The 23,791-nt window shown below is 36.8% G+C and carries 26 protein-coding genes; 20 read left to right on the top strand and 6 right to left on the bottom strand.

Going from position 1 to position 23,791, the window contains the following annotated elements; translation table 11 throughout:
- The first annotated feature begins 91 nt into the window (after positions 1 to 91).
- From rimO to lpxA, 12 genes are all read left to right on the top strand, one after another.
- Positions 92 to 1,435 (top strand): 30S ribosomal protein S12 methylthiotransferase RimO, encoded by a 1,344-nt coding sequence (gene rimO, locus D7V20_RS00435; RefSeq protein WP_120382391.1) that lies wholly within the window; start codon positions 92 to 94, stop codon positions 1,433 to 1,435.
- A 64-nt stretch (positions 1,436 to 1,499) separates the two neighbouring features.
- Complete coding sequence (gene pyrH, locus D7V20_RS00430; RefSeq protein ID WP_010111462.1) at positions 1,500 to 2,228, top strand: UMP kinase; 729 nt, start codon at positions 1,500 to 1,502, stop codon at positions 2,226 to 2,228.
- 123 nt (positions 2,229 to 2,351) lie between these two features.
- Entirely contained in the window at positions 2,352 to 2,906 is a 555-nt protein-coding gene (gene frr, locus D7V20_RS00425) for a ribosome recycling factor (RefSeq protein ID WP_010111463.1), read from the top strand.
- 8 nt (positions 2,907 to 2,914) lie between these two features.
- Positions 2,915 to 3,667 carry a polyprenyl diphosphate synthase gene (gene uppS, locus D7V20_RS00420; RefSeq protein ID WP_120382390.1) on the top strand — a complete coding sequence of 251 codons (753 nt, stop codon included), beginning with the start codon at positions 2,915 to 2,917 and terminating at the stop codon, positions 3,665 to 3,667.
- Positions 3,667 to 4,491, top strand: coding sequence for a phosphatidate cytidylyltransferase (locus D7V20_RS00415; protein ID WP_120382389.1), 825 nt, complete (start codon positions 3,667 to 3,669; stop codon positions 4,489 to 4,491). The genes uppS and D7V20_RS00415 overlap by 1 nt, the downstream gene beginning before the upstream one ends.
- Positions 4,492 to 5,688: a 1-deoxy-D-xylulose-5-phosphate reductoisomerase gene (ispC, locus tag D7V20_RS00410; protein WP_120382388.1), complete on the top strand. Its 1,197-nt coding sequence runs from the start codon at positions 4,492 to 4,494 to the stop codon at positions 5,686 to 5,688.
- A gap of 2 nt (positions 5,689 to 5,690) precedes the next feature.
- Positions 5,691 to 7,046: an RIP metalloprotease RseP gene (gene rseP, locus D7V20_RS00405; protein WP_120382387.1), complete on the top strand. Its 1,356-nt coding sequence runs from the start codon at positions 5,691 to 5,693 to the stop codon at positions 7,044 to 7,046.
- Positions 7,047 to 7,082: 36 nt separating this feature from the next.
- Entirely contained in the window at positions 7,083 to 9,659 is a 2,577-nt protein-coding gene (gene bamA, locus D7V20_RS00400; protein ID WP_120382386.1) for an outer membrane protein assembly factor BamA, read from the top strand.
- A gap of 45 nt (positions 9,660 to 9,704) precedes the next feature.
- Positions 9,705 to 10,190: an OmpH family outer membrane protein gene (locus D7V20_RS00395; protein WP_120382385.1), complete on the top strand. Its 486-nt coding sequence runs from the start codon at positions 9,705 to 9,707 to the stop codon at positions 10,188 to 10,190.
- Positions 10,191 to 10,193: 3 nt separating this feature from the next.
- Positions 10,194 to 11,264, top strand: a complete 1,071-nt coding sequence (gene lpxD / locus D7V20_RS00390) for a UDP-3-O-(3-hydroxymyristoyl)glucosamine N-acyltransferase (protein ID WP_120382384.1) — start codon at positions 10,194 to 10,196, stop codon at positions 11,262 to 11,264.
- A 2-nt stretch (positions 11,265 to 11,266) separates the two neighbouring features.
- Positions 11,267 to 11,752 (top strand): 3-hydroxyacyl-ACP dehydratase FabZ, encoded by a 486-nt coding sequence (fabZ, locus tag D7V20_RS00385; protein WP_010111473.1) that lies wholly within the window; start codon positions 11,267 to 11,269, stop codon positions 11,750 to 11,752.
- Positions 11,749 to 12,537: an acyl-ACP--UDP-N-acetylglucosamine O-acyltransferase gene (gene lpxA, locus D7V20_RS00380; RefSeq protein WP_120382383.1), complete on the top strand. Its 789-nt coding sequence runs from the start codon at positions 11,749 to 11,751 to the stop codon at positions 12,535 to 12,537. The genes fabZ and lpxA overlap by 4 nt, the downstream gene beginning before the upstream one ends.
- Positions 12,538 to 13,071: 534 nt before the next feature.
- Here lpxA and D7V20_RS00375 read toward each other — a convergent pair.
- On the bottom strand, positions 13,072 to 14,238 hold the full coding sequence (locus D7V20_RS00375) for a winged helix-turn-helix domain-containing protein (protein WP_120382382.1): 1,167 nt from the start codon (positions 14,236 to 14,238) through the stop codon (positions 13,072 to 13,074).
- 375 nt (positions 14,239 to 14,613) lie between these two features.
- Between D7V20_RS00375 and D7V20_RS00370 the strand changes: the two genes are divergently transcribed.
- Positions 14,614 to 14,952 carry an immunity protein Imm33 domain-containing protein gene (locus D7V20_RS00370; protein WP_120382381.1) on the top strand — a complete coding sequence of 113 codons (339 nt, stop codon included), beginning with the start codon at positions 14,614 to 14,616 and terminating at the stop codon, positions 14,950 to 14,952.
- Between the two features lie 47 nt (positions 14,953 to 14,999).
- Positions 15,000 to 15,368, top strand: coding sequence for a hypothetical protein (locus D7V20_RS00365; protein WP_120382380.1), 369 nt, complete (start codon positions 15,000 to 15,002; stop codon positions 15,366 to 15,368).
- A 143-nt stretch (positions 15,369 to 15,511) separates the two neighbouring features.
- Here the strand turns inward: D7V20_RS00365 and D7V20_RS19755 are convergent, their stop codons facing one another.
- A complete protein-coding gene (locus tag D7V20_RS19755; RefSeq protein ID WP_147395789.1) occupies positions 15,512 to 15,700 on the bottom strand; it encodes a hypothetical protein in 189 nt (62 codons plus the stop codon).
- On the opposite strand from D7V20_RS19755, the gene D7V20_RS00360 reads away from it, so the two are divergent.
- Both D7V20_RS00360 and D7V20_RS00355 read left to right on the top strand, forming a co-directional pair.
- On the top strand, positions 15,691 to 16,002 hold the full coding sequence (locus D7V20_RS00360) for a hypothetical protein (RefSeq protein WP_120382379.1): 312 nt from the start codon (positions 15,691 to 15,693) through the stop codon (positions 16,000 to 16,002). The genes D7V20_RS19755 and D7V20_RS00360 overlap by 10 nt on opposite strands.
- On the top strand, positions 16,002 to 16,358 hold the full coding sequence (locus tag D7V20_RS00355; RefSeq protein ID WP_120382378.1) for a hypothetical protein: 357 nt from the start codon (positions 16,002 to 16,004) through the stop codon (positions 16,356 to 16,358). The genes D7V20_RS00360 and D7V20_RS00355 overlap by 1 nt, the downstream gene beginning before the upstream one ends.
- A 76-nt stretch (positions 16,359 to 16,434) precedes the next feature.
- On the opposite strand, the gene dsbG is transcribed toward D7V20_RS00355, so the two are convergent.
- The 4 genes from dsbG to dsbD form a co-directional block, all read right to left on the bottom strand.
- Entirely contained in the window at positions 16,435 to 17,187 is a 753-nt protein-coding gene (dsbG, locus tag D7V20_RS00350; protein ID WP_120382377.1) for a thiol:disulfide interchange protein DsbG, read from the bottom strand.
- Positions 17,188 to 17,197: 10 nt separating this feature from the next.
- A complete protein-coding gene (locus D7V20_RS20365; RefSeq protein WP_328588402.1) occupies positions 17,198 to 17,614 on the bottom strand; it encodes a TlpA family protein disulfide reductase in 417 nt (138 codons plus the stop codon).
- A gap of 66 nt (positions 17,615 to 17,680) precedes the next feature.
- Positions 17,681 to 18,028 carry a prolipoprotein diacylglyceryl transferase family protein gene (locus D7V20_RS20360; protein ID WP_328588401.1) on the bottom strand — a complete coding sequence of 116 codons (348 nt, stop codon included), beginning with the start codon at positions 18,026 to 18,028 and terminating at the stop codon, positions 17,681 to 17,683.
- Positions 18,025 to 20,064 (bottom strand): protein-disulfide reductase DsbD, encoded by a 2,040-nt coding sequence (gene dsbD / locus D7V20_RS00340; RefSeq protein WP_120382376.1) that lies wholly within the window; start codon positions 20,062 to 20,064, stop codon positions 18,025 to 18,027. The genes D7V20_RS20360 and dsbD overlap by 4 nt, the downstream gene beginning before the upstream one ends.
- 90 nt (positions 20,065 to 20,154) lie before the next feature.
- On the opposite strand from dsbD, the gene D7V20_RS00335 reads away from it, so the two are divergent.
- The 4 genes from D7V20_RS00335 to D7V20_RS00320 all read left to right on the top strand — a co-directional run bounded on the left by D7V20_RS00335 (position 20,155) and on the right by D7V20_RS00320 (position 23,788).
- Positions 20,155 to 20,823, top strand: a complete 669-nt coding sequence (locus D7V20_RS00335) for a response regulator (RefSeq protein ID WP_120382375.1) — start codon at positions 20,155 to 20,157, stop codon at positions 20,821 to 20,823.
- Positions 20,824 to 20,833: 10 nt separating this feature from the next.
- Positions 20,834 to 22,219: a sensor histidine kinase gene (locus D7V20_RS00330; RefSeq protein WP_171407717.1), complete on the top strand. Its 1,386-nt coding sequence runs from the start codon at positions 20,834 to 20,836 to the stop codon at positions 22,217 to 22,219.
- Positions 22,220 to 22,407: 188 nt separating this feature from the next.
- Positions 22,408 to 23,037, top strand: coding sequence for a TetR/AcrR family transcriptional regulator (locus tag D7V20_RS00325; RefSeq protein ID WP_213072499.1), 630 nt, complete (start codon positions 22,408 to 22,410; stop codon positions 23,035 to 23,037).
- A 70-nt stretch (positions 23,038 to 23,107) separates the two neighbouring features.
- Complete coding sequence (locus D7V20_RS00320; RefSeq protein WP_120382373.1) at positions 23,108 to 23,788, top strand: class I SAM-dependent methyltransferase; 681 nt, start codon at positions 23,108 to 23,110, stop codon at positions 23,786 to 23,788.
- Positions 23,789 to 23,791 lie beyond the last annotated feature (3 nt).

Raw genomic sequence — 23,791 nt, 5'->3', positions numbered from 1 at the left:
TTTTGGTGCGTAGTGCAAAGAGTATCGTTTTAACCTGTTTTTATCCTTAGAAAAGACATACAATACGCGCATTCTAGTGGAGCGCAGATTCATGAAGTCCCCCAAAGTCGGTTTTGTTTCTTTAGGTTGTCCTAAGGCATTGGTAGATTCTGAACGAATTTTAACTCAGTTAAAAACTGAGGGTTATGATGTGGCATCAGATTATGATGGTGCTGATTTAGTTGTTGTGAATACCTGTGGTTTTATTGAATCTGCAGTGCAAGAGTCTTTAGATGCGATTGGCGAGGCCATGAGTGCAAATGGTCGTGTGATTGTCACAGGCTGTTTGGGTAAAGACGAAGACAAAATTCGTCAAATGCACCCAAATGTCTTAAAAGTGACAGGTGCAGCAGCATATCAAGAAGTGATGGAAGCAGTACATCAGTACGTTCCAGAACCACCAAAGCACAATCCTTTTATCGACCTTGTTCCTGAACAGGGTATTCGCTTGACCCCGAAACATTATGCTTATTTGAAAATATCAGAAGGTTGCAACCATCGTTGTACATTCTGCATCATTCCAAGTATGCGTGGTGATTTGGTTTCACGTCCTGTAGGTTCGGTTTTAAATGAAGCACAAGCTTTGAAAAAAGCAGGTGTAAAAGAAGTATTGGTTATTTCTCAAGATACTTCAGCTTATGGTTTAGATACCAAGTATAAGTTAGATTTTTGGAATGGACAGCCCGTTAAAACCAAGTTTTATGACATGTGTGAAGCACTCGGTCAGCTCGGTATTTGGGTTCGTCTACATTATGTCTATCCTTATCCGCATGTCGATGCCGTGATTGATCTTATGGCACAAGGTAAAATCCTGCCATATTTAGATATTCCTTTTCAACACGCCAGTCCGCGTATCTTAAAATTGATGAAGCGACCAGCGCATAGTGAAAATACTTTAGAACGTTTGAAATTGTGGCGTGAAAAATGTCCAGATTTGGTCATTCGTTCAACTTTTGTTGTAGGTTTCCCTGGTGAAACTGAACAAGATTTTCAAATGTTGTTAGATTGGTTGCAAGAAGCGCAACTTGATCGTGTAGGATGTTTTACCTATTCACCAGTTGAAGGCGCGACAGCAAACAATTTGCCAGATCATGTACCTGAAGATATTAAACAACAACGTTATGAACGTTTTATGGAAGTGCAGCAGGCGATTTCAGCGGCTAAATTGCAAAAACGTATTGGTCAAACCATGACTGTACTGGTGGATGATATTGTAGAAGAGTTCCCAGTAGCGGTTGCACGTTCTTATGCAGATGCGCCTGAAATTGATGGCAATGTTTTTGTTGAAGATATTGATAAATCACTGATCAAAGCAGGTGATTTACTAGAAGTTGAAATTACCGATGCAGATGAATACGATCTGTATGCAAAATTGATTCAAATCAAATCAGTTTAAGTATTTCAGATTATAGTTAGGTTTATACGAATAAAATTGTAGATATAAGTATTGGAGTTTTGTGATGTTAGATTCTAAAAAACCACGTTATGAACGTATTTTGCTGAAACTTTCGGGTGAAGCGCTTGCTGGTAATAAAGACATGGGTATTGATGCTCAAGTCTTAGATCAAATGTCGTTATCAATTGCGCATTTGGTAGGATTGGGTGTGCAAGTGGGTATTGTTGTCGGTGGTGGTAATTTATATCGTGGTAGCCAATTGCAAAAAGATGGTTTGGTTGGCCGTGTAACTGGCGACCAAATGGGTATGCTTGCTACAGTGATGAATGGTTTGGCATTACGTGATGCATTGGTACGTCGTAATATTAAAACTCGTTTGATGTCTGCGCTTCCAATTGGTGCTGTGGTTGAGTCGTATTCTAGCCGTGATGCGATTCGTCATTTAACTCAAGGTGAAGTATGCGTATTTGTTGCAGGAACAGGGAACCCATTCTTTACAACAGATACTGCAGCATGTTTACGTGGTATCGAAATTGAAGCGGATTTGATTTTAAAAGCAACCAAAGTAGATGGTGTTTATAATAAAGATCCAAGTAAATATGATGATGCTGTAAAATATGATTTCTTAAGCTTTGATGAAGTGTTAGATGAGAAGCTTGGCGTAATGGATTTAACAGCAATTTGCTTATGCCGTGATCACAATGTTCCATTACAAGTATTCGATATGAATAAGTCTGGCGCATTGCTTTCTGTGGTTATGGGCGAAAAAGAAGGAACTCACGTTACAAACTAATGTACGTGACTCACAAAGCTCTCTATACTACTGCAATTTTAGATCGGGTTTATTGGTACTTCATTGATTTATGGAATACGTATAAACCCCAATACATTTAGATAAATAAGTAAGGAAGATCATATGATTAACGATCTTAAAAAAGATGCTGAAGACCGTATGAACAAGTCACTTGACTCGTTGGAACATGGTTTTGCAAAGGTTCGTACAGGTCGTGCGCATCCATCCATCCTAAACGGTGTTATGGTTCCTTACTATGGTTCTGACGTTCCGTTGAACCAAGTGGCAAACGTTGGTGTTGAGGACTCACGTACATTGTTGGTACAGCCATTTGAACGCTCAATGGTGGGTGCAATTGATAAAGCGATTCGTGAGTCTGATTTGGGTTTAAACCCAGTGACTGCTGACGCTATTCGTGTACCGATGGCAGCATTAACAGAAGAAACACGTCGTGATATGCAGAAAGTTGCGCGTAATGAAGCAGAAAATGCCAAAGTTGCGATTCGTAATATTCGCCGTGATGTTTTGGGTGACATCAAAGCATTGTTGAAAGAAAAAGAAATTTCTGAAGATGATGAGCGCCGTGCAGGTGATGAAATCCAAAAAATCACCGATAAATATGTTGCTGAAGTTGAAAAACGTCTTGCTGCAAAAGAAGCTGAATTGATGAAGGTCTAAGATTTCCAATGACCACATCTGAAGACAAAAATCTTCCAAAACATGTTGCCATCATTATGGATGGCAACAACCGTTTTGCCAAAAAAAAGCAACTACAGAAAGGTGATGGACACCGTGAAGGTAAAAATGTCTTAGATCCAATTGTAGAATATTGCCGAAAAGTGGGCGTTCAAGCTTTAACCGTATTTGCTTTTTCAAGTGAAAACTGGAATAGACCTCAATTTGAGGTTGATTTGTTAATGAAATTGTTAGAAGAGACAATTCACGAACAAATTCCACGTATGGAAAAGTTTGAAATCTCTTTAAGGTTTATTGGGGACCGTAGTCGGCTTTCTTCCGAACTGCGTGAATTAATGTTGCATGCTGAACAAAGGACTGCTAATTTCAGTAACATGACTTTAACAATTGCAATCAGTTATGGCGGTATGTGGGATATTGCAGATACTGCTCGTAAAATTGCGCAACAAGTTAAAGATGAACAAATTGATGTGAATCAAATTGATACTGAATTGTTTGCACGTCAAATAAGTTTGGGTGATTTACCGCCTGTAGATTTGTTGATTCGTACAGCTGGGGATTATCGACTTTCTAATTTCTTGCTGTGGCAAGCAGCATATGCAGAACTGTATTTTACTGAGACTTTATGGCCAGAATTTACAGTCAAAGAATTAGAATATGCGTTCAATATTTTTTCTGGGCGTGAGCGACGTTTTGGGAAAACCACTGAACAAATTCAACAAGCGTATATAGAGAATTTATAATGTTAGAGCGGATTATAACCGCATTGATATTGGTTGCTGTTGTTTTGATTTGTATGTTTGCAACGCATTCACAATATCCAATGTTAGTGTTAATGATTATCGCAGCTGGGGCAGCAGGTTATGAGTGGTTTAAACTCATGCCAAAAGAATCTGACCATGTGAATAAAATTAAAGCAGCAGGTTTTGGTGTATTAACCGCATTATTTTCTAGCTTAGCATTATATTTTAATGATTTGGCACTCATTCTTTGGAGTGCTTCAATTCTGACTTGGGGTTGCAGCATCTATTGGGTTAAAAACTACCCTGAATATGATGGTTGGTATAACGTTACTTTAAATGTGGTGGGCTTAGTCCTTATTGGGGCTGCAATTACTGCAATACTCTATGTATGGAAACAAGATCCATGGTGGTTAATGTACCTGTTCCTATTGGTTTGGGGTGCAGATAGTGGTGCTTATTTTGTTGGGCGAAAATTTGGTAAACATAAATTAGCCCCTGATGTCAGTCCAAATAAATCGATTGAAGGTTTAATCGGTGGAATTATTACGGTTGCAATCGTTATTATCATCGTGCAATCCATTTATTTACATTTAACGCTTTCACAACATATTCTTTTCCTTGTACTGTCTATTGTAACAGTGTTCAGCTCGGTACTTGGCGATTTGTTTGAATCTATGATTAAACGTCGTGCAGGGATTAAAGACTCAGGTCGTATTTTACCAGGACATGGTGGAGTGCTTGACCGCATTGATTCATTACTTGCTGCAGCTCCAATTTTTGCAGCGGGAATGTACGTTTTAAAACTTATTGGTGTAGATTTATAGATGTCACAATCTGTTTGTATATTGGGTGTTACAGGTTCGATCGGACGCAGTACTTTAAAAGTTTTAGAACAGCATCCTGAGCAATATTCAGTTTTTGCAATCTCTGGACACAGTAGGATTCAAGAACTGAGTGAAATATGCAAACAGTATCAGCCAAAATGTGTTGTGGTACCTTCAGATAAAGTTGATGAATTACAACAGCTTTTAAAAGCCCAAAATATTTCAGATATTGAAATTTTGACTGATGAAGCAGGGTTGATTGCGGTTTCAGAACATCCTGAAGTGGATGTGGTTATGGCTGCCATTGTTGGTGCGGCAGGTTTATTGCCAACCTTGGCGGCAGTGAAAGCCGGTAAACGGGTTTTACTTGCCAATAAAGAAGCTTTGGTCATGTCTGGTGACATCATGCTTCAAGCCGCGAAAGCGCATGATGCATTATTGCTTCCTGTTGATTCAGAGCATAATGCTATTTTTCAATGTCTTCCTCAAAACTATCTGCAAACTGAAAGTAATGGTCAACCGAAACAGGGTGTTAAACAAGTGCTGTTAACAGCATCGGGTGGGCCATTTTTAAATCATAGTTTAGAACAATTAAAAGCGGTTACCCCAGCACAGGCTTGTAAGCATCCAAACTGGTCTATGGGACAGAAAATTTCTGTAGATTCAGCTACTTTGATGAATAAAGGCTTAGAATTAATCGAAGCGTGTCATTTATTTTCAATTCAAGAACAATTTGTTACAGTGGTTGTGCATCCACAAAGTATTATTCATTCAATGGTTCAATATGTGGATGGTTCAACTTTGGCTCAAATGGGTAATCCTGATATGTGTACACCAATTGCACATGCACTTGCGTGGCCTGAGCGAATTGAAACACATGTTCCTCCTTTAGATTTATTTGTGCATTCACAGCTTGATTTTCAAGCGCCAGATATGGTTCGTTTTCCAGCTTTGAAACTCGCAAGGCAAGCAATGCAAGCTGGTGGTTTAGCGCCAACTATTCTGAATGCTGCAAACGAAATCGCTGTGGCATCTTTCTTGCAACAACAGATTGCGTTTCTCGAAATTCCACAGGTGGTTGAACATACGCTTAATCACGTTCAAAATGGTTCAGCAGATTCGATTGAAAAGATTTTGCACATCGATCAACTTGCACGTCAAGTTGCATCTAAACGTATCACCGAATTGGAAAGCTGATCATGAGTGTTTTATTTATCATCGTTGCAGCCATATTCTTGCTTGGTCCTTTGATTGCAATTCATGAGTTTGGACATTATTGGGTTGCCCGCAAACTTGGTGTAAAAGTTCTTGTTTATTCGATTGGTTTTGGGCCAACGTTATTGAAATGGACTTCAAAAAAATCAGGAATCCAATATCAGCTTTCGGCATTGCCACTGGGTGGTTATGTCAAAATGTTGGATGAGCGTGAAGGCAATGTGAGTGCAGAAGATGTTACTTATGCTTTTAATCGTCAGCCACCTTGGAAGCGCATCGCCATTGTTGCTGCGGGGCCTTTGATTAATTTGATTTTTGCTGTTTTCTTGTTCTGGATTTTATTCTTACCTTCACAAGAGCAATTGAATACACGTGTAGGAAGCATTTTGCCGAACTCTCCTGCAGCTCAGGTGCAAATGCAGAAAGGCGATAAAATTGTTGCAGTGGACGGGACTCAAATCAATACATGGGAGAAGCTGAATTATGCATTGGTTGATCGAGTTGGTGAAACGGGCTCAATCATGGTTCAGGCTGAACGAAATGGTCATTTAAAAACATTTGAGCTACCGATACAAAGCTTTTTAAAAGATCAAAGTCAATCTCCATTTGATGTGCTTGGGTTTACCCCTTATCGTCCACATATTCCTGCAACGGTTTATAAGTTGACGAGTGATGGTGCAGCTATCCGCCAAGGGATGAAAGAAGGTGATCAAATCTTAGCAATCAATCAAGTCAAAATGAAAGATTGGTTTGATGTGGTAGATGTGGTACAAAAATCACCTGAAAAGTTACTCAATGTTGATGTGCTACGTAGTGGTCAAATTGTACATTTACAAGTCATGCCACAAGGTAAACAAGACAATATGGGGAATGTGACGGGTATGTTAGGTGTGCAAGCGCAGACTGACAAACTAACCATTCCTGCTGAATATAAGCAAACGATTCAATATAATCCTGCTGAAGCATTTGGTGTTGCTGTTGAAAAAACAGGTCAAATTTCAGCAATGATTTTGAATTCTATGGTGAAAATGGTTCGTGGTTTAATTGGTTTGGATAATTTATCAGGGCCGATTACGATTGCTAAAGTCGCAGGTAAAACTGCTGAAATGGGTTGGCAATCATTTATCTCATTCATGGCACTGATGAGTGTGAGCTTAGGGATATTGAATTTATTGCCGATACCGATGTTGGATGGCGGTCATTTGGTTTATTACATAATTGAAGCAATTCGTGGTAAACCTGTTTCTGAACAAATACAATTGGTTGGGCTAAAAATTGGTATGGTACTGCTCGGGAGCATGATGCTTCTGGCAATATTTAATGATTTTATGCGTTTATAACGTAATAGTGGATTAACTTACTGGAAAATAATAGGCATGCAGCAATCACATTTATTTATGCCATTGGCACTGGTTAGTGCTATGGCGGCTGTACAACAAGTACAAGCTGCAGATGAGTTTATTGCACGAGATATCCGTGTAGATGGCTTGGTTCGTTTAACACAAAATAATGTTGTTGCACTTTTACCCATAACCAGTGGTCAACGTGTCAATGATGCTGCGATTGCTGACTCAATCCGCGCTTTGTATGCTTCAAACTCATTTGATGATATCCAAGCATCTAAACAGGATGATGTCCTTGTTTTTAAAGTAGTTGAACGCCCAGTTATTTCTAAAATTAATTTTAAAGGCAATAAGCTTATTCCGAAGGAAGCTTTGGAAGAAGGCTTAAAGAAAATGGGCTTGGCCGAAGGCGAAGTTCTAAAGAAATCTGCATTACAAACGTTAGAGACAGAGTTAGAGCAACAATATGCTCAACAAGGTCGTTATGATGCCGATATTAGTGTTGAACAAGTTGCACGACCAAATAACCGTGTAGATTTAGATATTCAATTCAATGAAGGTAAACCTGCTAAAGTTTTTGATATCAATGTGATTGGTAATACTGTCTTTGAAGATGCAGATATCAAACAAGCTTTTGCAGTAAAAGAAAGTGGTTGGTTGTCGGTTATTTCCCGTAATGATCGTTATGCACGTGAAAAAATGGCAGCAAGTTTAGAGTCATTACGTGCTTTATATTTGAACAAAGGTTATATCAATTTTGATGTAAACAGTTCAAATTTGAATATCAGTGAAGATAAAAAACATATCTTTATTGAAGTTTCGATCAAAGAAGGTGATCAGTTTAAATTTGGTGAATCTAAGTTTTTAGGTGATGCGCTTTATAAACCTGATGAACTAAAAGCACTGCAAATTTATAAAGATGGTACAACTTATTCACAAGAAAAAGTGAATGCAGTTAAGCAACTTTTACTGCGTAAATATGGTAATGCTGGATATTACTATACCGAAGTGAACGTGGTTCCTGAAATCAATAATGAAACACGTACTGTTGATTTAAATTATTATATCAATCCAGGACAACAAGTTACGGTTCGTCGAATTAACTTTACTGGAAATACCAAGACAGCAGACGAAGTATTACGTCGTGAAATGCGCCAAATGGAAGGTGCTTTAGCGAGTAATGAAAAAATTGATTTATCGAAAGTGCGTTTAGAGCGTACTGGTTTCTTCAGTAAAGTCGATGTTAAACCTGTTCGTGTGCCTAATGCACCTGACCAAATGGATTTAAATGTTGAAGTTGAAGAGCAGCATTCAGGTACCAGTACTTTGGCAGTCGGTTATTCGCAGAATGGCGGTATCACATTCCAAGCAGGTTTAAGTCAAACTAACTTCTTGGGTACAGGTAACCGTGTAGCAATCGATTTATCACGTTCTGAAACACAAGATTATTATAACCTGAGTGTGACTGACCCTTACTTCACCATTGATGGTGTAAGTCGTGGTTATAACTTGTACTATCGTAAAACAAAGTTAAATGATGACTATAACGTTAATAACTATGTAACAGACAGTATTGGTGGTGGTTTAACTTTTGGTTATCCAATTGACGAGAACCAAAACATTAGTGCAGGTTTTAATATTGACCAAACTAAAGTGACTACGGGTGCTTATGTTTCGACTTATGTACGTGATTATTTATTAGCGCATGGTGGTAAAGCAAAATCTACTGCCGATTATTGCTCAGGTGTTTATAAGTCACAGGAAACAATTGATAAAGCATTAGGAAAAACTCCTCCTTCAATATTGCCTGATGATTATGCATTAGCGAATAAATGTGTGGACGAAGCTAACAATACCAACATTCCATTGGTTACTTATGAAAATGCATTTGAAGGTAAGTTCTTAACGTATAACTTAAATTTAGGTTGGTCTTACAATACTTTAAACCGTCCAATTTTCCCAACCAATGGTACTTCACATCGTGTCAATGCAGAAATTGCATTGCCAGGCAGTGATGTTGAATACCAAAAAGTGACTTATGATGCACAAACTTATTTCCCATTAGGTCGTGATTTTGTATTAAGAGGCTATGGTAAGTTGGGTTATGGTAATGATCTACCATTCTATAAGAACTTTTATGCAGGTGGTTTTGGATCGGTACGTGGTTATGACAACAGTACACTCGGACCAAAATATCCAGGTGTGACATATAATGCAACACAGACCAAAGATTATGATCCTGAAGAAGTCGGTGGTAATGCTTTAATCCAATTTGGTACAGAATTGGCGCTACCTGTTCCATTTAAAGGGGATTGGGCACGTCAAATCCGTCCAGTGATTTTTGCTGAAGGTGCTCAAGTCTTTGATACGGATTGTGGTACAGCAACAGGTGAGCTTTACTTAGATGGTTCAACCACTCCTGTAGATGCGAAGCAATACTGTAAAGATAATTACGATTTTGATATGAGCAATATACGTTATAGCGTGGGTGTTGGCTTTACATGGATTACCATGATTGGTCCACTTTCATTAAGCTATGCATTCCCATTGAATGATAAACCAGGTGATCAAACCAAAGAGATTCAATTTGAGATCGGTCGTACTTTCTAAGTACGATCCTTCTTGGGTTTAATAACAGATAAATAAGGAACAAGTATGAAAACAATGAAGATGGTTGTATTGGGCTTAGGTCTTGGTATTGCTGGATTAACTCAAGCAGCTGGTTTTGGTGTTGTTGATTTAGAAAAGGTTGTTGAAAGTAGCACGTATTTAAAACAACAAAATGCAAGTCTTGAACAGTCAGTTAAACCGCAGACTTCAAAGCTTGAACAAATCACTAAAGACATCGAAGCTTTGAAACAGAAAGCTCAAGCTCAGGGCGCAAATGTGCAACAAATCAATGCACAGTATCAAGCCAAAGTGAATGAATTTCAAACCATTCAACAAGGCGTTCAAGCCAAAGTTCAAAGTACAATTCAAAGTACCAATGCGGCTTTTGAGACTCGTGTGAAACAAGCTGCTGAACAATTGCGCCAAGAAAATGGTTTAGATTATATTTTGAATAAAAATTCAGCACTTGCTTATGACGCAAAGAACGATTTAACTGCTAAAATGATCCAAAAGGTTAATGCAATTAAATAATCAATGAGATCAAATTATTACCATCTCGATGAATTAGCTCAACTTGTTCAAGGTGAGCTAATTGGTCAACCCGATTTAGCCCTCAATGGTCTTGCAAGTTTAGAACGTGCTCAGGCAAATCAAATCGCTTTTGTAAATGGCGATAAACATTTGAATGCGGCTCAAAATTCTCAAGCAGGGGCTTTGATTGTTACAGCTGAAATCAAAGCACAACTAAATAATCATCAAAACTTTATTGTTGTTGCCAATCCATATCTTGCATTTGCCATTTTAACGCATAAGTTTGAAATTAAAATGAACAAACGTGGTATCGAAAGTACTGCGCAAATTTCATCGTCTGCAATTATCGCTGATGATGCTTATATCGGCCATTATGTGGTTATTGGTGAAGACTGTGTAGTCGGTGCAAATACGGTGATCCAGTCACATGTTAAAATTGATGATGATGTGGAAATTGGTAAAGATTGTTTTATTGATTCGCATGTTACATTGACAGGTCAGAGCAAGATTGGTGATCGAGTTCGTATTCATGCCAATACGGTGATTGGTGGTGAAGGTTTTGGCTTTGCACCATATCAAGGCAAATGGAATCGGATCGCTCAATTGGGTTCTGTGCGCATTGGAAATGATGCACGTATTGGGTCGAATTGTAGTGTCGATCGTGGCGCTTTGGATGATACAATTATTTCAGATGGTGTCATTATTGATAACCTTGTGCAAATCGCACATAACGTACAGATTGGTGAAAATACAGCTATAGCTGCCAAGTGCGGGATTGCGGGAAGCACGATTATTGGCAAAAACTGTATTCTTGCAGGTGCTGTAGGTATTGTAGGTCACATAAAAATTACAGATAATGTGACGATTACAGGAATGTCAATAGTCACAAAAAATATTTCTGAAGCAGGTTCGTATTCTTCAGGTACGGGACAATTTGAAACAAACCATTGGAAAAGAACGGTTGTTCGTTTAAGACAATTAGCAGATGTGCCATTGACCAAGTTGGTCAAACAAATGGATCATATGCAGACTCAAATTGAGTCCATTGAATCAACTTTAAAATCGCGTAAATAATTATGACTGAGTCTACATCTCTACCTTTTACGGTTCCTGAATTACCTATGCAAACTCAAACGATTCGTGAGTATTTACCACATCGTTATCCGTTTTTGCTTGTGGATCGTGTAACAGAAGTTACAGAGAACGGAATTGTCGGGTACAAAAACGTTTCAATTAATGAAGAGTTTATGCAGGGTCATTTCCCTGGTTATCCTATTATGCCTGGTGTTTTAATCGTTGAAGCGATGGCACAAGTTTCAGGTGTGTTAGGCTTTATTATGAACAATGAAAAGCCTAGACCAGGTTCTTTGTTTTTATTTGCTGGTGCTGAAAAGGTACGTTTTAAAAAACAAGTCGTGCCTGGTGATCAACTCGTGCTAAAATCTGAATTACTCATGCAAAAACGTGGCATTTACAAGTATTTATGTACTGCTAGTGTTGACGGCATGGTGGCAGCAACCGCTGAAATTATCATTTCTCATCAGAAATTAGAGCAGGCATGAGCAATAACCATCTAATACACCCAACCGCTATTATTGACTCATCTGCAGTGATAGCACCAGATGTTCAAATTGGTCCTTATTCAGTTATCGGGCCGCAAGTGACTATTGGAGCAGGTACCAAGCTTCATTCTCATGTTGTGATTGGTGGATTTACACGTATTGGACAAAATAACGAAATTTTTCAATTCGCCAGTGTGGGTGAAGTTTGTCAGGACTTGAAATATCAAGGTGAAGAAACTTGGTTAGAAGTCGGTGACAATAATAAAATTCGTGAACATTGCAGTTTGCATCGTGGCACAGTTCAAGATCAAGGATTGACCAAAGTAGGCAGTAATAATCTACTTATGGTAAACACACACATCGCACACGATTGTGTGATTGGTGATAACAACATTTTTGCAAATAATGTTGGAATTGCAGGTCATGTACATATTGGTGATTTTGTCATTGTTGGTGGTAACTCTGGGATTCACCAATTCTGTAAAATTGACTCATATAGTATGATTGGTGGTGCTTCATTGATCCTTAAGGACGTTCCTGCCTATGTGATGGTGTCTGGAAACCCAGCACATGCCTATGGTATGAATGTTGAAGGCATGCGTCGTAAAGGCTGGTCTAAGAAAGTGATTCAGGGCTTAAGAGAATCGTTTAAATTGATCTATAAAGAGAGTTTAACGACAGAACAAGCAATTGAAAAAATCCGTCAGGAGATTCTGCCAGAAGTTGAAGAAGCACAATTGTTGATTGATTCGATACTAGAATCGAAACGTGGCATTGTTCGTTAATTCTATGATTGAATAAGCTAGCTCAGATATTGATCATAAATTCTAGTAAAGTAATTTATGAAAATGCAAGCTGTACAAGTTTGTAGATTACGCTCAAATACTGGGTCTTTTGTATTTAATATTAAAACCGACTGAAAGCAGTCGGTTTTTTTATGACTTATTTAACTAGAGTTCGAGATAAAACTGTTCCCAACTATATGATACGCGGTAACGTCAGTCGCATTGTTCGAGGCATGAGGAATATATTCCGCAAGAGCTGTAATATACTGTTTTTGCGATATATTAGGTACTTGATAGTATCTGTCGAGTTGGCGACTCTTGCGCTGCTTTAATCACAGCTCAGGTTTTGCACTTGGGTGGCAGAGCCACTCATCCCGAAAGCCTTGCGAGGTAGTACCTCTCAGGTCAAACCTGAACAAGATTGAAATATATTTCAATCGAAGTGCAAGACGAAGTGGGTTAATCCTTGCATCTGATTGTAAATGCTAAGACTCCGTTGTGCCTGATCTATTTTTCAATAACTTACATCAAAGCTTATCCCAAACTGACGTTATTTAAGATAGTGAGTGTATTCTCATGCAGTTTTGGACATTGATTAAATTTAGCAAATTTGTGTATTTCAATTTTTAATTGATCAAAAAAATGTGCTTGATCCACAATGTTATTTTCTAAATGAAGGCTTAAAATCTCAAAGACCTTTTTAGAGCGATGCGCTTTACAATCGATACGTCCGACCAGTTGATCAGCGTATAAAATGGGAAGGCAAAAGTATCCATAAATACGTTTAGTCGCTGGGACGTAGCATTCAATGCGATAATCAAATTTAAAAAGAGCGTTTAAACGGTCACGATGAATGACTAAGTTATCGAAAGGCGACAAGATTTTCACTTTAGATTCAGGTGTTAAAATTTGGTTTAACGAGTGACTATTCACATAATAATTTTGTCCATCTATATCCTTTAAACTTGTAATCACACCTTCTTCAAGGTGATGATTTAAAACACGATGCATCGCATCCCGAATATCTTTGCCAGTTTTTAAGTGTAATAGCTGTTTTAATGTAAATACGCCATGCGCTCTAAGCGTAGTATTGAATAAGTACAAAGCATATTCATCTAGTGTAGGCATGCTTAAATCTAGACCATTAGGCAAGCAAGACTCCGTAGGACTGTAAATTTTTTCCATGCCTATGCGTTCGCTGATCATCAAATCACCCTGCATAAACAGTTGTTCAATAGAACGACGTGCAAGGCTACTATTCCACCAACCGCCTGTATTTGTTTTATTTTCATTACCTATATCACGAAGGCGAATTTTTCCTTCAGCCTTCGCTTGAACAAGGATTTCATTCATAAGGCGCTGGTCACCACTGCTAAAATATTGATGTTGACCATCCCGTACTTTAGCCATGCGTGGAAGGGCATATCGATAATCCTGTATAGGCAAATAAGAAGCTGCATGATACCAATATTCAAAAATTTTCTTTTGTTGTATTAATAAGTTAAGATGATTTTGCTCATAATCTACAACACGACTCCATAAAATATGATGATGCGCACGTTCAACCACAGAGATTGTATCGACTTGTACATAACCTAGATGTTCTATGCATTGCAAAGTTGCGGACAAACCATTTCCAAAAGAGGGGGATGTCATTAAACCTTGATGGTGTAAAGCTAAACGTCTGAGTAATTCAATCATATATAACTCATTGAAAAATTAATATTATTTAATCATTTGGAAACAATCCATTTGGCTAGGATTTGAATTGAATATTCCATTAAAAATGTACAATGATTTATCCTATTGAAACACCTAATTGTTGTTGTAACAAAAAAGTAGTATATGAATTAAATGCGGATAAAAATAAGCGCTCATTTTCATAATATTTTGAATACAAAATAATTTTGCTCAGATTATGAAAATAAAGGAACAGTAGTTAATCTTATTTTGAATTTGAAACAAAATCAAGTTGAATAAAATAAATGGATTATTGAAAGATTGTTGATTGAATTGATTGTGATTCTAAAGGTGTCAGCTTACAATCGCAGAAAATCCAATAGATTGAGAATATGTATGTTGCAAGATTTTGTCGAAGAGCAGAAATTGGTCTGTGAAGAGTTTGATTCTAAATATATTAAAGTCAATGAAACTGATTTAGTTGCAATCGCAAAACATACTTTAAACAAAGAACCTATCGTCGGTTTACGTAAAAAACCTGATGCTGACAATGTATCGTGGTTTATTTATGGTGGAGAATTGGAAGAAGGTCATGATTTCTTTGAAGTGATTACAGTAAAAGAACTTGAAGAGGTTTTTCCAGATGCAATTCCATATTTATCTTTGGAAGAAGGCTTTAGATTTATGATCGATGCTGATGATTATGAGGATGTTTGGAAAGCTGATGCTCTATAAGCATTGGCGTGTTAACACAAATATTCAACTTGTGATGTGAAATCAATATGAAAAAAATGTTGTTGGGAATATTGGTGATATTGCTATCTGCACAGAGTTTTGCAGAGCAAATGACACAGAAATTGACGCAAGATGAATATAATAGAAAAATCCAAGAATATACAGACCAAGTTAATGCAACTAAATTGATATTAGATGAACCAAATACAACAACTGACTCTAAGCAACAGAAACAAGCTTTTTGTTCACGTTTAGAGGCTTATCAGAAAATATCCATGATTTCAAAAGAAAATATTCAACTTGATACAGCGAATATGATGTTTGTGATAGCAAATAACTTTTTAGAGCGTCAAAAGCAAAGTCTTAAAGCATCTGGAATGACCAAAGAGGTATTTTGTTCATTTAACGCAAAATAGCGTGATATACTTCACGCTTAGTGTCGTGAAATGACATAAAACTGGCGTAGAATGACAAGATTAAAATGAAATAACTATAAATAATAGGTAGATAAAGCAATACTGTATTATTTGATTTCCCTGGTCTAAATATGTGGTTTGTTTTAATGATCAATGCTAATTTGGTCATACCAAAGCCCGCTTTTTAGCGGGTTTTTTAATTTATTATCATCGATATGATTTATAAAAAGATTGCAGTCTAAACCATTTACACGATGGTGAACCTGAATGTATTGGATCAATCCAGCGGGCCAATCTTCTAAACCATCTACATCCAAATATCGTGATTCCACAATTTAATTACCGTTATTGTGAAAATCAGGATCGATCACAATCAAAGAAAGTTTCTGTTTTTACTCAACCAGGTTATGAAGGTTATTCTTCTCAAAATAATCGTTATAAAACACATGATTTAGCAAAATTATTACCGTGGTCAGAACAGGTTGAACTTGTAATAGATGCAAGACTTAGATTTGATCCTGAGTACTGTTTATTTGCAAGTTTCGATGATGAACAGATTAAACAATTTAACAGTGATTTTTTTCATCTTCTGGAGAGCAATTATTTTCTGATCATCAAGTCAATGCATGTTTGATGACAGAGCAAATTTATAAAGATACTTGCTTACGTGAACATCAATTTCATACGGTGTACTCGTTTGATTATCAGGATGAGTTGAACATTTATTATTATCCAGAGAATACAATGCTGTTTAACCCGAAAACAGGCAATTATGAGCAAGCAAAAAAACAGGTTTTATTTGATTGTGAAGTCACACCAGAAAATGCCTGGCTTAGTTTACATCCTAAACAACTTACTGAATTGTGTGATGAACAAGGGGTTTCTGTGGAAGATGCTTGTAAATTATTTTTAGCTATATATGCGGATGATATCCCGCAATGGACGTATCATTTTGGATTTGGTGTTTATCGTAATGAAAAGAAAGGCTAAATTTTGTATTTAAATTGAGCGCTATTGGCTGTATAAAGAAGATAGACGAATCTATCTTCCAAACATTTTCAATATCTTATTCCGTTAGCAGTTTTGTTAGATCTTTTGGTACACCTTGCTGGCTTTGAATCTCACCTTTGCTGTCTTTCCAAATCAGCGCAGGTGTCGCATAGAAACCATATTTATCCATTAATTTGGTATTGAAATCTATTTTTTCAGATAAATCTTGAGGAATAGACTGCATTTCTTTTAACTTAGATTTACCATTGGCTAAATTATATTCAGTAAAAACCTCAACAGGATTGCTACTATTCAAAATACTTGCAGCTTGACCTTTACTACTCGGACGAATTACTCCAACCATAATATGACGTAATTGAACTTTCCCTGAGTTTACGAAAGGACGCGCTTGTTTCCAAAAAGTATGACAGTAACCACAATTAGGATCATTGAAAACATAGATGATTTTCTCAGCATCAGCTTTTCCATCTTGGATCCACGTTGATTTTTCGAGGCTCTTCCAGATTTCATCAAGTACAGCACCTTTGACATGGGTATGAATCGCTTGCTCAGTTAAATTCTTACCCGTTTGATCAAACAAGTCACCAACCAAGTAGTATTTTTGGTCTTTAGCAATAAAAACAGTTGAAGGATATTCATCTTTATAACCTGTCCAACCGATTAAGCCTTCAGGTGCTTCAATTTGCTTAACAAAAGTGTAGCCTTCTTTTTCAAGTTTGGTTTTTATAAGATCTGCTTCTGCTGCAAAAGCAATTTGATTTGTCAGTACTCCGATGGTAAAAAGACCTAATGTTTTCAATGGCTTCATATGATTATTCCTAGTGAGATATCATTTTTTGAACATAATGATCCAATGCTGCATGGGTAATTTCTCCCATATGTGATTCGACGAGTTGTCCTTGAGCATTGAAAAATAACGTACTGGGTAATCCATACATTCCAGTTTTTTGTCCTGTGATGCCATTGGCATCCAGTAAAACCCAATTAAGATCTAACGTATGTTGTCGTAAGTAAGTATCAACTGTCGCTGCATCTTCTGATTGATTAATAAAAACAAATTGAACATTGGGATAGTTTTTTTGAGCTTGATGAAATACAGGCATTTCACGGCGACATGGTGGGCACCAGCTTGCCCATAGGTTAATCACGGTAGGTTTACCGATGAACTGAACCAGTTCAACTTTTTGTTGTTGTAAATTACGAAGACTGACCTTTGGGAATTGTTGATATTGCAAAATTATTTGCTTATGAATATAAGTACCTAAAAGTAAAAGCGTCGTAAAAATACTTAATAAAAATATCTAGAATGATTGTTTAAGTTGGCGATTTTTCCAAAATATCCATACAAAAGCACTGATTATTCCCGAAAAAAGATCAAAGCCTTTGTCTTGTATTTTGATTATTTCAATCGGATGCTGTAGATAAATATCCCAATTTAAAACAACAAATCCAATGCGTGCACAGACCAAGCCAATCAAAACTGCAGTCCAGATACTGTCTTTAAAGATTACCCATTGCACTTTGCTGACTGTAAAGCGATGACAAAAATATTTTCCAAGCAGTAAGGCTGTCCCAATTGCAACGGTGAGGATAATGAATCCCCACGGCAGCATGATTGGGCCTAAATGGATGGCTTGTGTACTAATCATGGCGGAGTTGTTTTTTGATGGAGTTTCGCCACTTGTTGAATCAATTGCGTGGCAGTGAATGTTCCTGTAAAGCGTAATTCACGAATTTCTTGGCCATTTTCATTTAAAAACAGCATGGTAGGCGGGCCTAAAATTTCATGTTGTTTGAGAATGAGGTCTTGTGATTCATTATAAGTGGTTAAATCTAACTGAATTAAAGTGAAATTCTTTAACGCATCTTGTACATCTACACGAGGAAAGACTTCTTTTTCGATCGGTTGGCAAGCCACACACCAATCTGCATAAACATCGATAATGATAGGTTTAGCTAATTGTTTTGCTGAATTTAAAGCATTTTCAAGCTCATTTGCAGTGGTGACTTTTTGCCATGCAAGGTGCTTTGTTTGGCTATGCTGAATTTGATATGCAGAATAGCTTTGCTGGATATTCCAAATACTGGCAGTGAGGCTAAGCAATGCAATGATGATTAAAATTCCCTTATTAATCGCTTTCTCACTGTCACGTAATGCATAGAACAGGTAGATTGCGAGGGCAATGCATAAGATTGCGAAGATAGCGTAATACAATGTAGAAGCCAGCATTGGTCGGATAAAATATAAAGCAACCATGAGCATGACAAAGCCAAAACTCACTTTAATTCGATCCATCCATTTACCTGGTTTCGGCAGTAACTTTGAACCGAAAACACTGGCTATAAACAGTGGTAAACCAATACCTAAACCGAGGATAAATAAATATAAACCGCCTAGAAAAGCACTTTGTGATTGTGAAACAAACAGTAATGCACCTGCCAATGGCGCACTCATGCATGGGCCGACGATCAGTGCAGACAATGCGCCCATTGCAATTGCACCGAAAATCGTACCTGCTTTTTGATTATTTTGTAGATTGCTCAGCTTTTGGCTCAGTGCTTGAGGTAGATTAAGTTGGTATAAACCAAATAGGTTGAAGGCTAAAACTACAAAAAGAATAGCAAATAGTGAAACGATCCAAGGGCTTTGAAACCAGCGTTGAAAACTATAACCAATTTCAGCAACCACAATTCCCATAATCGCATAGACAACAGCCATACTCACAACAAAACTTAGTGCGATTGCAACCGCTTTATAACCTTTAGCACGCTGAATAATGATGCCCGAAAGAATGGGAATTAGAGGCAATGAACAGGGCAAAAAGGCCAGTAAAATGCCTAAGCCGAAAAAGATCAATAAATTTAAAATTAATGAATCTTTTGATAATAACTTAAAAAAAGATTGATCATCATTCCATTGTAATGACGTTGTGCTGCTAGTATTATTGTCTTTAGCAGTTTTAGCATCAGTTTTAACTGTATTTGTAATGACAGTGCTTGAATCCGTAGACTGATTTACAATGGCTTCGCTGCTTGCACTTGTTGCAGGACTTTCTAAACTTTCGACGTTATTTCCAGTTAAAATTTTCTTCTGTTGAGTAGTGGTAGTGGCTAAATCCGCTGCGCTATCGGAATTTTGTTTATTCAACGTGTTTTGTGGAAGTGTTTCTGTAGATGGTTTAAGTATTGAGTCTGCGCCGTTATTGGCGAGTATATTTTTAGTTGTAGTATTGTTTTGTGGAAAGAGCCCATCTGCATCGGTACGGATGGTTTTACGCTGTAAGGGATAGCATAAACCATCAGCTGAACAGCCTTGATACATGACTAAATAGTTTGAATTGGGTTTGACCTGAATTTGGCTAGTGACCTGATCATAATGAACTTCAGTTTTACCGAAAGTAGGATCATCTTTTATATGACCTTTGGGTAAGCTAAGCGCAATATTTTTGTTATTTACACTGACTTTAAATTGATCATGGTATAGGTAATAATGAGGTGCAATCGTCCATTTAAGTTGTGCTTTATTGGCTGAAATTGATTCGGCAGACAGCTGAAAGGCTTGATCTGGAGGTAAAAAATCGGCATTCGCTAAAGCAACGGTATTCACTGTATTGAATACCAAAACAGAAATGCACAACGCATTGAACAATTTTTGCAGCTTCATAATTCCCAATCTTGGTTCCATTTAAAGTCATTATCCATAATTTCAGATTAAGAGAACATTAATCTAGGTTTTTCTTTGTAGAATAGTGTACTGAGTGTTTGGGGAGTGTGCATGTTTATTTTACTGGTAGAAGATGATCCGTATATTGCAAAAAGTATTTGTCTGTCTCTACAGCATCTGAATTTTTCAGTTGAGCATGTGACCACAGCCAAGGATGCAGATTATTTTGTTAAAAATACTGCGGTGGATTTATGTCTTTTGGACTTGGGTTTGCCTGATCAAGATGGTTTGCTGTTATTGAAAAATTGGCGTGATCAACACATTTCTGTACCCGTTTTAGTTTTAACTGCACGCAATAAAACCCAACAGTGTGTCGATGCATTAAATTATGGTGCAGATGATTATCTGACTAAACCTTTTGAATTATCAGAACTTATTGCCAGAATCCACGCCTTGGCAAGACGCCATCGTGGTTTTGCATCAAATCAGATTCAGCAAGGTCATTTGAAAATAGACACAGCAACTCAGCAGGTGTACTTGCAAGATCAAGTGCTGAATTTGTCTAGACGTGAATACACTTTACTCGAAATTTTTATGATGTACCCAAATCAAGTATTAAAGAATGAAACACTGATCGATAAGGTTTATGGTTTTCAAGACAATATTGAAAGTAATGCATTGAATGTTCATATTTTTCATTTAAGACAAAAAATTGGAGCACAGTATATTCAAACGGTTCGAGGTGTTGGATATCTGTTTCATGTAGCGTTAGATGTGTGATGTTTAAATCATGAAAAATTATAGTTTAAAATGGCGATTGGTTCTGAGCATTACCTGTGCTTTTATTTTGGTATGGGCGGTCGCGTTTGCTTGGCTATATTTTAATTTAGAAAAAAAAATGACAGAAACACTTGATGAGCGTCTGTCTGCTTCTGCGCATATGGTGGCTCGTTTACTCAGTCAAATTCCTGCTGAGCAATTGGCTCAGTCTGCAAAACCGATGGTTTCAGAGTTGAGTCAACAAAATCTAATTGCTTGTGAAGTCACGTATTTTGGTTCGGATGTGATCATCAATCATCAAGTTGTGGCACGTACCAAAGGTGCACCCGATGGTTTGGCTAATCGAGCTGAGGGTTTTAGTACATGGATTCAAAATGGTACAGAATGGCGTAGTTTTGTACTTAAAAAAGATCAATTACAAGTGGTTGCTGCTGAAAAAATTATTCTCAGAAATTCATTGCTCACAGAAATCCTTCAATCGATTTTATATCCACTCATTTTAACTTTGATTCTTTGTATTATTTTAATTTTATGGATTGTCAAAGCTGAGTTTAAACCGATTGAAAAAGTCACCCAATCATTAAATATACAGCAATTGAATGAAGCCCATGGACTAGAGTTTTTATCCAATCTTAAAGTTGAAAATATTCCCAATGAAATTCAGCCTTTTATTGAAAATATGATTGAATTGGTGACACGTTTAAAAGAAAGTTTGGACAATGAGAAGAATTTTAGTGCGTATGCGGCACATGAGTTGAGAAGTCCTTTAACAGCGATTAAAACCAATGTACAACTGAGTAAAATGATTGCTTCACAACAGCAAGAAAATGGTCAGAATACTGAAATTATTCATATTCTTATAGATGCTGAAAAGAGTATCTTACGTTATCAAAACTTATTAGAACAATTACTCATTTTAAGTCAGACTGAGCATCAACAAAGTCTATCTATTGAACCCACCGATTTAAAAATATTATTGCACGATGTTTTGACCCAATTACAACCGCATTATCCTGAAATTTATAGCCAAATTGATTTAGATATAGATTCATTGACGGTCATTGATTTGTCATATACAGCGATGATGATTGTATTGCGAAATATTATTGAAAATAGTTTTAAGCATTCGAAAAATTTGAATCAGCAAAACCCACAAAAAATCAAGATTTTTCAACAAGGACAACAGCTTTATATTCAGGATTTTGGTGTGGGCTTAAATCAACAAGAATTGGCTTTGGCGACAAAACGATTTTGGCGTAAGGATTCTTTACAGCAAGGTTATGGTTTAGGTTTAGCTTTAAGTCAAATCTTGTTAGAACAACAAAATTTTCAGCTTAAATTTGAACAAAGTCAGCCACAGGGTTTAACGGTGATTATCAATTTTCAACCGCATTAACCCATAATGAAAAACATATTCACAATGAATACATCCAATTAAAATTAACCTTATATCCGTGCTTAGATTGAATCATTGTTAGATGACTCGTCATTCAGAGTGATTTATTTAAGCTTGATTACTTTAATAAAAAAGCAAGGTAGAATCATACTTTAGTTTATATTTTCAAAAAGGAAATGTGCCTCGTTATGAATTATAAAAGATCCTCAGTGATGGAAGAAAAAATGCAGCAAAATCGTGAGATGATTTTAAAATCTGCACGAGAGTTAGTTGCACAAGGAGGGTTCAAAGATGCACAAATTCAAGCGATTGCAGACAGAGCTGGAATTTCGAGTGGTTTGGTTTATCGTTATTTTGAAAATAAAAATCAGGTTTTGATTGAAGTGCTGAATGCTGCGATTCATATTGAAGTGAATATTTTGAATGATATTGCGCATACTGAACAGACAGCAATAGAAAAATTAAATCGTGCGGTGACCACGTTTGTCAAAAGAGCAATGAACAGTCCACGTTTATCTTATTCTTTACTTTTTGAACCAGTCGATCCTAAATTTGAATTAGAACGTTTTCAAAGTAAACAATTGATTAAAGAAAGCATTATCAAAATACTTACGGAAGGGCGACATTCAGGTGAATTTATTTTTGAGGATTTGAATACCACAGCACTGTGTATTGTAGGCGCAATGACATTTGTGGTGATTGAACCTTTAAGTATTGCAAAAACCAAGATGTTTGATCAGAGCTATAAAGAGTATTTTGTAAAACAAATTGCTGATTTTTGTTTGCAAGCGGTTCGGGTAAAACACCGTTCAGAATAAGTAATAAATAACTCTGCCATTCATATATTTAATTTAAAAATATTTCATACAAATGCTAAAGGTTGAAATCATGGCAAAAGATTTTAATAATCCCTTGGTTGTTGATGGATATGATGAACATATTCGTAAATTAATCCTAGGCTATGAGCTGATTCATTTACAAGTTCACGCACTTTTAGAAACTTATTTAAATGAACACGCCCATATTTTAATCGTCGGTTGTGGGACGGGTTATGAATTGCAATATTTACTTGAACAATTTCCAAAATGGACGTTTACTGCGATTGATCCTGCGATCAATATGCTTGAAAAAGCTCAAAATCATATTCAACAGCACGGCACTTTAGCGGAGCGAGTAAGCTTTATTCATGCTGATACTGCTGTTTTAAATTCAATGGTTGAACAGTTTGATGCGGCACTTGCGATACTGGTTTCACATTTTGTTCCTATTGAAAATAAAGCTATTTTTTTTCAAGAGATTGTTGCGAGTTTAAAAGCAGAAGGGATATGCATCAGTGTTGATTTAACTCAAATTGAGACGAAACAAGAATTGAAAACATTAAAAACGATGGCTTTGAAAACAGGGCTTTCAGAAAAACAAAGCCAAACCATGATTGAGCGTTTAAAGCATGATTTTCACTTAATCAGTGCCAATCAAATATTAGCGCTCTATCATCAAACAGGTTTAAAGCAGAGCAAAAATTTTACTCAAGTGCTTAACTATTATGGTTTTATTGGAGTTAAATTGTAAAAG

The sequence above is a fragment of the Acinetobacter rongchengensis genome (assembly GCF_003611475.1).
In the GTDB taxonomy this organism is placed as follows: domain Bacteria; phylum Pseudomonadota; class Gammaproteobacteria; order Pseudomonadales; family Moraxellaceae; genus Acinetobacter; species Acinetobacter rongchengensis.
Note: the sequence above shows the minus strand (reverse complement) of the source record. Positions and strands in the feature narration are given on the sequence as shown.

Bases quoted from the DNA above. Each gene is read 5' to 3' on its own strand.
- rimO (WP_120382391.1), top strand. From the start codon at position 92: ATGAAGTCCCCCAAAGTCGGTTTTGTTTCTTTAGGTTGTCCTAAGGCA.
- pyrH (WP_010111462.1), top strand. From the start codon at position 1,500: ATGTTAGATTCTAAAAAACCACGTTATGAACGTATTTTGCTGAAACTT.
- frr (WP_010111463.1), top strand. From the start codon at position 2,352: ATGATTAACGATCTTAAAAAAGATGCTGAAGACCGTATGAACAAGTCA.
- uppS (WP_120382390.1), top strand. From the start codon at position 2,915: ATGACCACATCTGAAGACAAAAATCTTCCAAAACATGTTGCCATCATT.
- D7V20_RS00415 (WP_120382389.1), top strand. From the start codon at position 3,667: ATGTTAGAGCGGATTATAACCGCATTGATATTGGTTGCTGTTGTTTTG.
- ispC (WP_120382388.1), top strand. From the start codon at position 4,492: ATGTCACAATCTGTTTGTATATTGGGTGTTACAGGTTCGATCGGACGC.
- rseP (WP_120382387.1), top strand. From the start codon at position 5,691: ATGAGTGTTTTATTTATCATCGTTGCAGCCATATTCTTGCTTGGTCCT.
- bamA (WP_120382386.1), top strand. From the start codon at position 7,083: ATGCAGCAATCACATTTATTTATGCCATTGGCACTGGTTAGTGCTATG.
- D7V20_RS00395 (WP_120382385.1), top strand. From the start codon at position 9,705: ATGAAAACAATGAAGATGGTTGTATTGGGCTTAGGTCTTGGTATTGCT.
- lpxD (WP_120382384.1), top strand. From the start codon at position 10,194: ATGAGATCAAATTATTACCATCTCGATGAATTAGCTCAACTTGTTCAA.
- fabZ (WP_010111473.1), top strand. From the start codon at position 11,267: ATGACTGAGTCTACATCTCTACCTTTTACGGTTCCTGAATTACCTATG.
- lpxA (WP_120382383.1), top strand. From the start codon at position 11,749: ATGAGCAATAACCATCTAATACACCCAACCGCTATTATTGACTCATCT.
- D7V20_RS00375 (WP_120382382.1), bottom strand. From the start codon at position 14,238: ATGATTGAATTACTCAGACGTTTAGCTTTACACCATCAAGGTTTAATG.
- D7V20_RS00370 (WP_120382381.1), top strand. From the start codon at position 14,614: ATGTTGCAAGATTTTGTCGAAGAGCAGAAATTGGTCTGTGAAGAGTTT.
- D7V20_RS00365 (WP_120382380.1), top strand. From the start codon at position 15,000: ATGAAAAAAATGTTGTTGGGAATATTGGTGATATTGCTATCTGCACAG.
- D7V20_RS00355 (WP_120382378.1), top strand. From the start codon at position 16,002: ATGACAGAGCAAATTTATAAAGATACTTGCTTACGTGAACATCAATTT.
- dsbG (WP_120382377.1), bottom strand. From the start codon at position 17,187: ATGAAGCCATTGAAAACATTAGGTCTTTTTACCATCGGAGTACTGACA.
- D7V20_RS20360 (WP_328588401.1), bottom strand. From the start codon at position 18,028: ATGATTAGTACACAAGCCATCCATTTAGGCCCAATCATGCTGCCGTGG.
- dsbD (WP_120382376.1), bottom strand. From the start codon at position 20,064: ATGGAACCAAGATTGGGAATTATGAAGCTGCAAAAATTGTTCAATGCG.
- D7V20_RS00335 (WP_120382375.1), top strand. From the start codon at position 20,155: ATGTTTATTTTACTGGTAGAAGATGATCCGTATATTGCAAAAAGTATT.
- D7V20_RS00330 (WP_171407717.1), top strand. From the start codon at position 20,834: ATGAAAAATTATAGTTTAAAATGGCGATTGGTTCTGAGCATTACCTGT.
- D7V20_RS00325 (WP_213072499.1), top strand. From the start codon at position 22,408: ATGAATTATAAAAGATCCTCAGTGATGGAAGAAAAAATGCAGCAAAAT.
- D7V20_RS00320 (WP_120382373.1), top strand. From the start codon at position 23,108: ATGGCAAAAGATTTTAATAATCCCTTGGTTGTTGATGGATATGATGAA.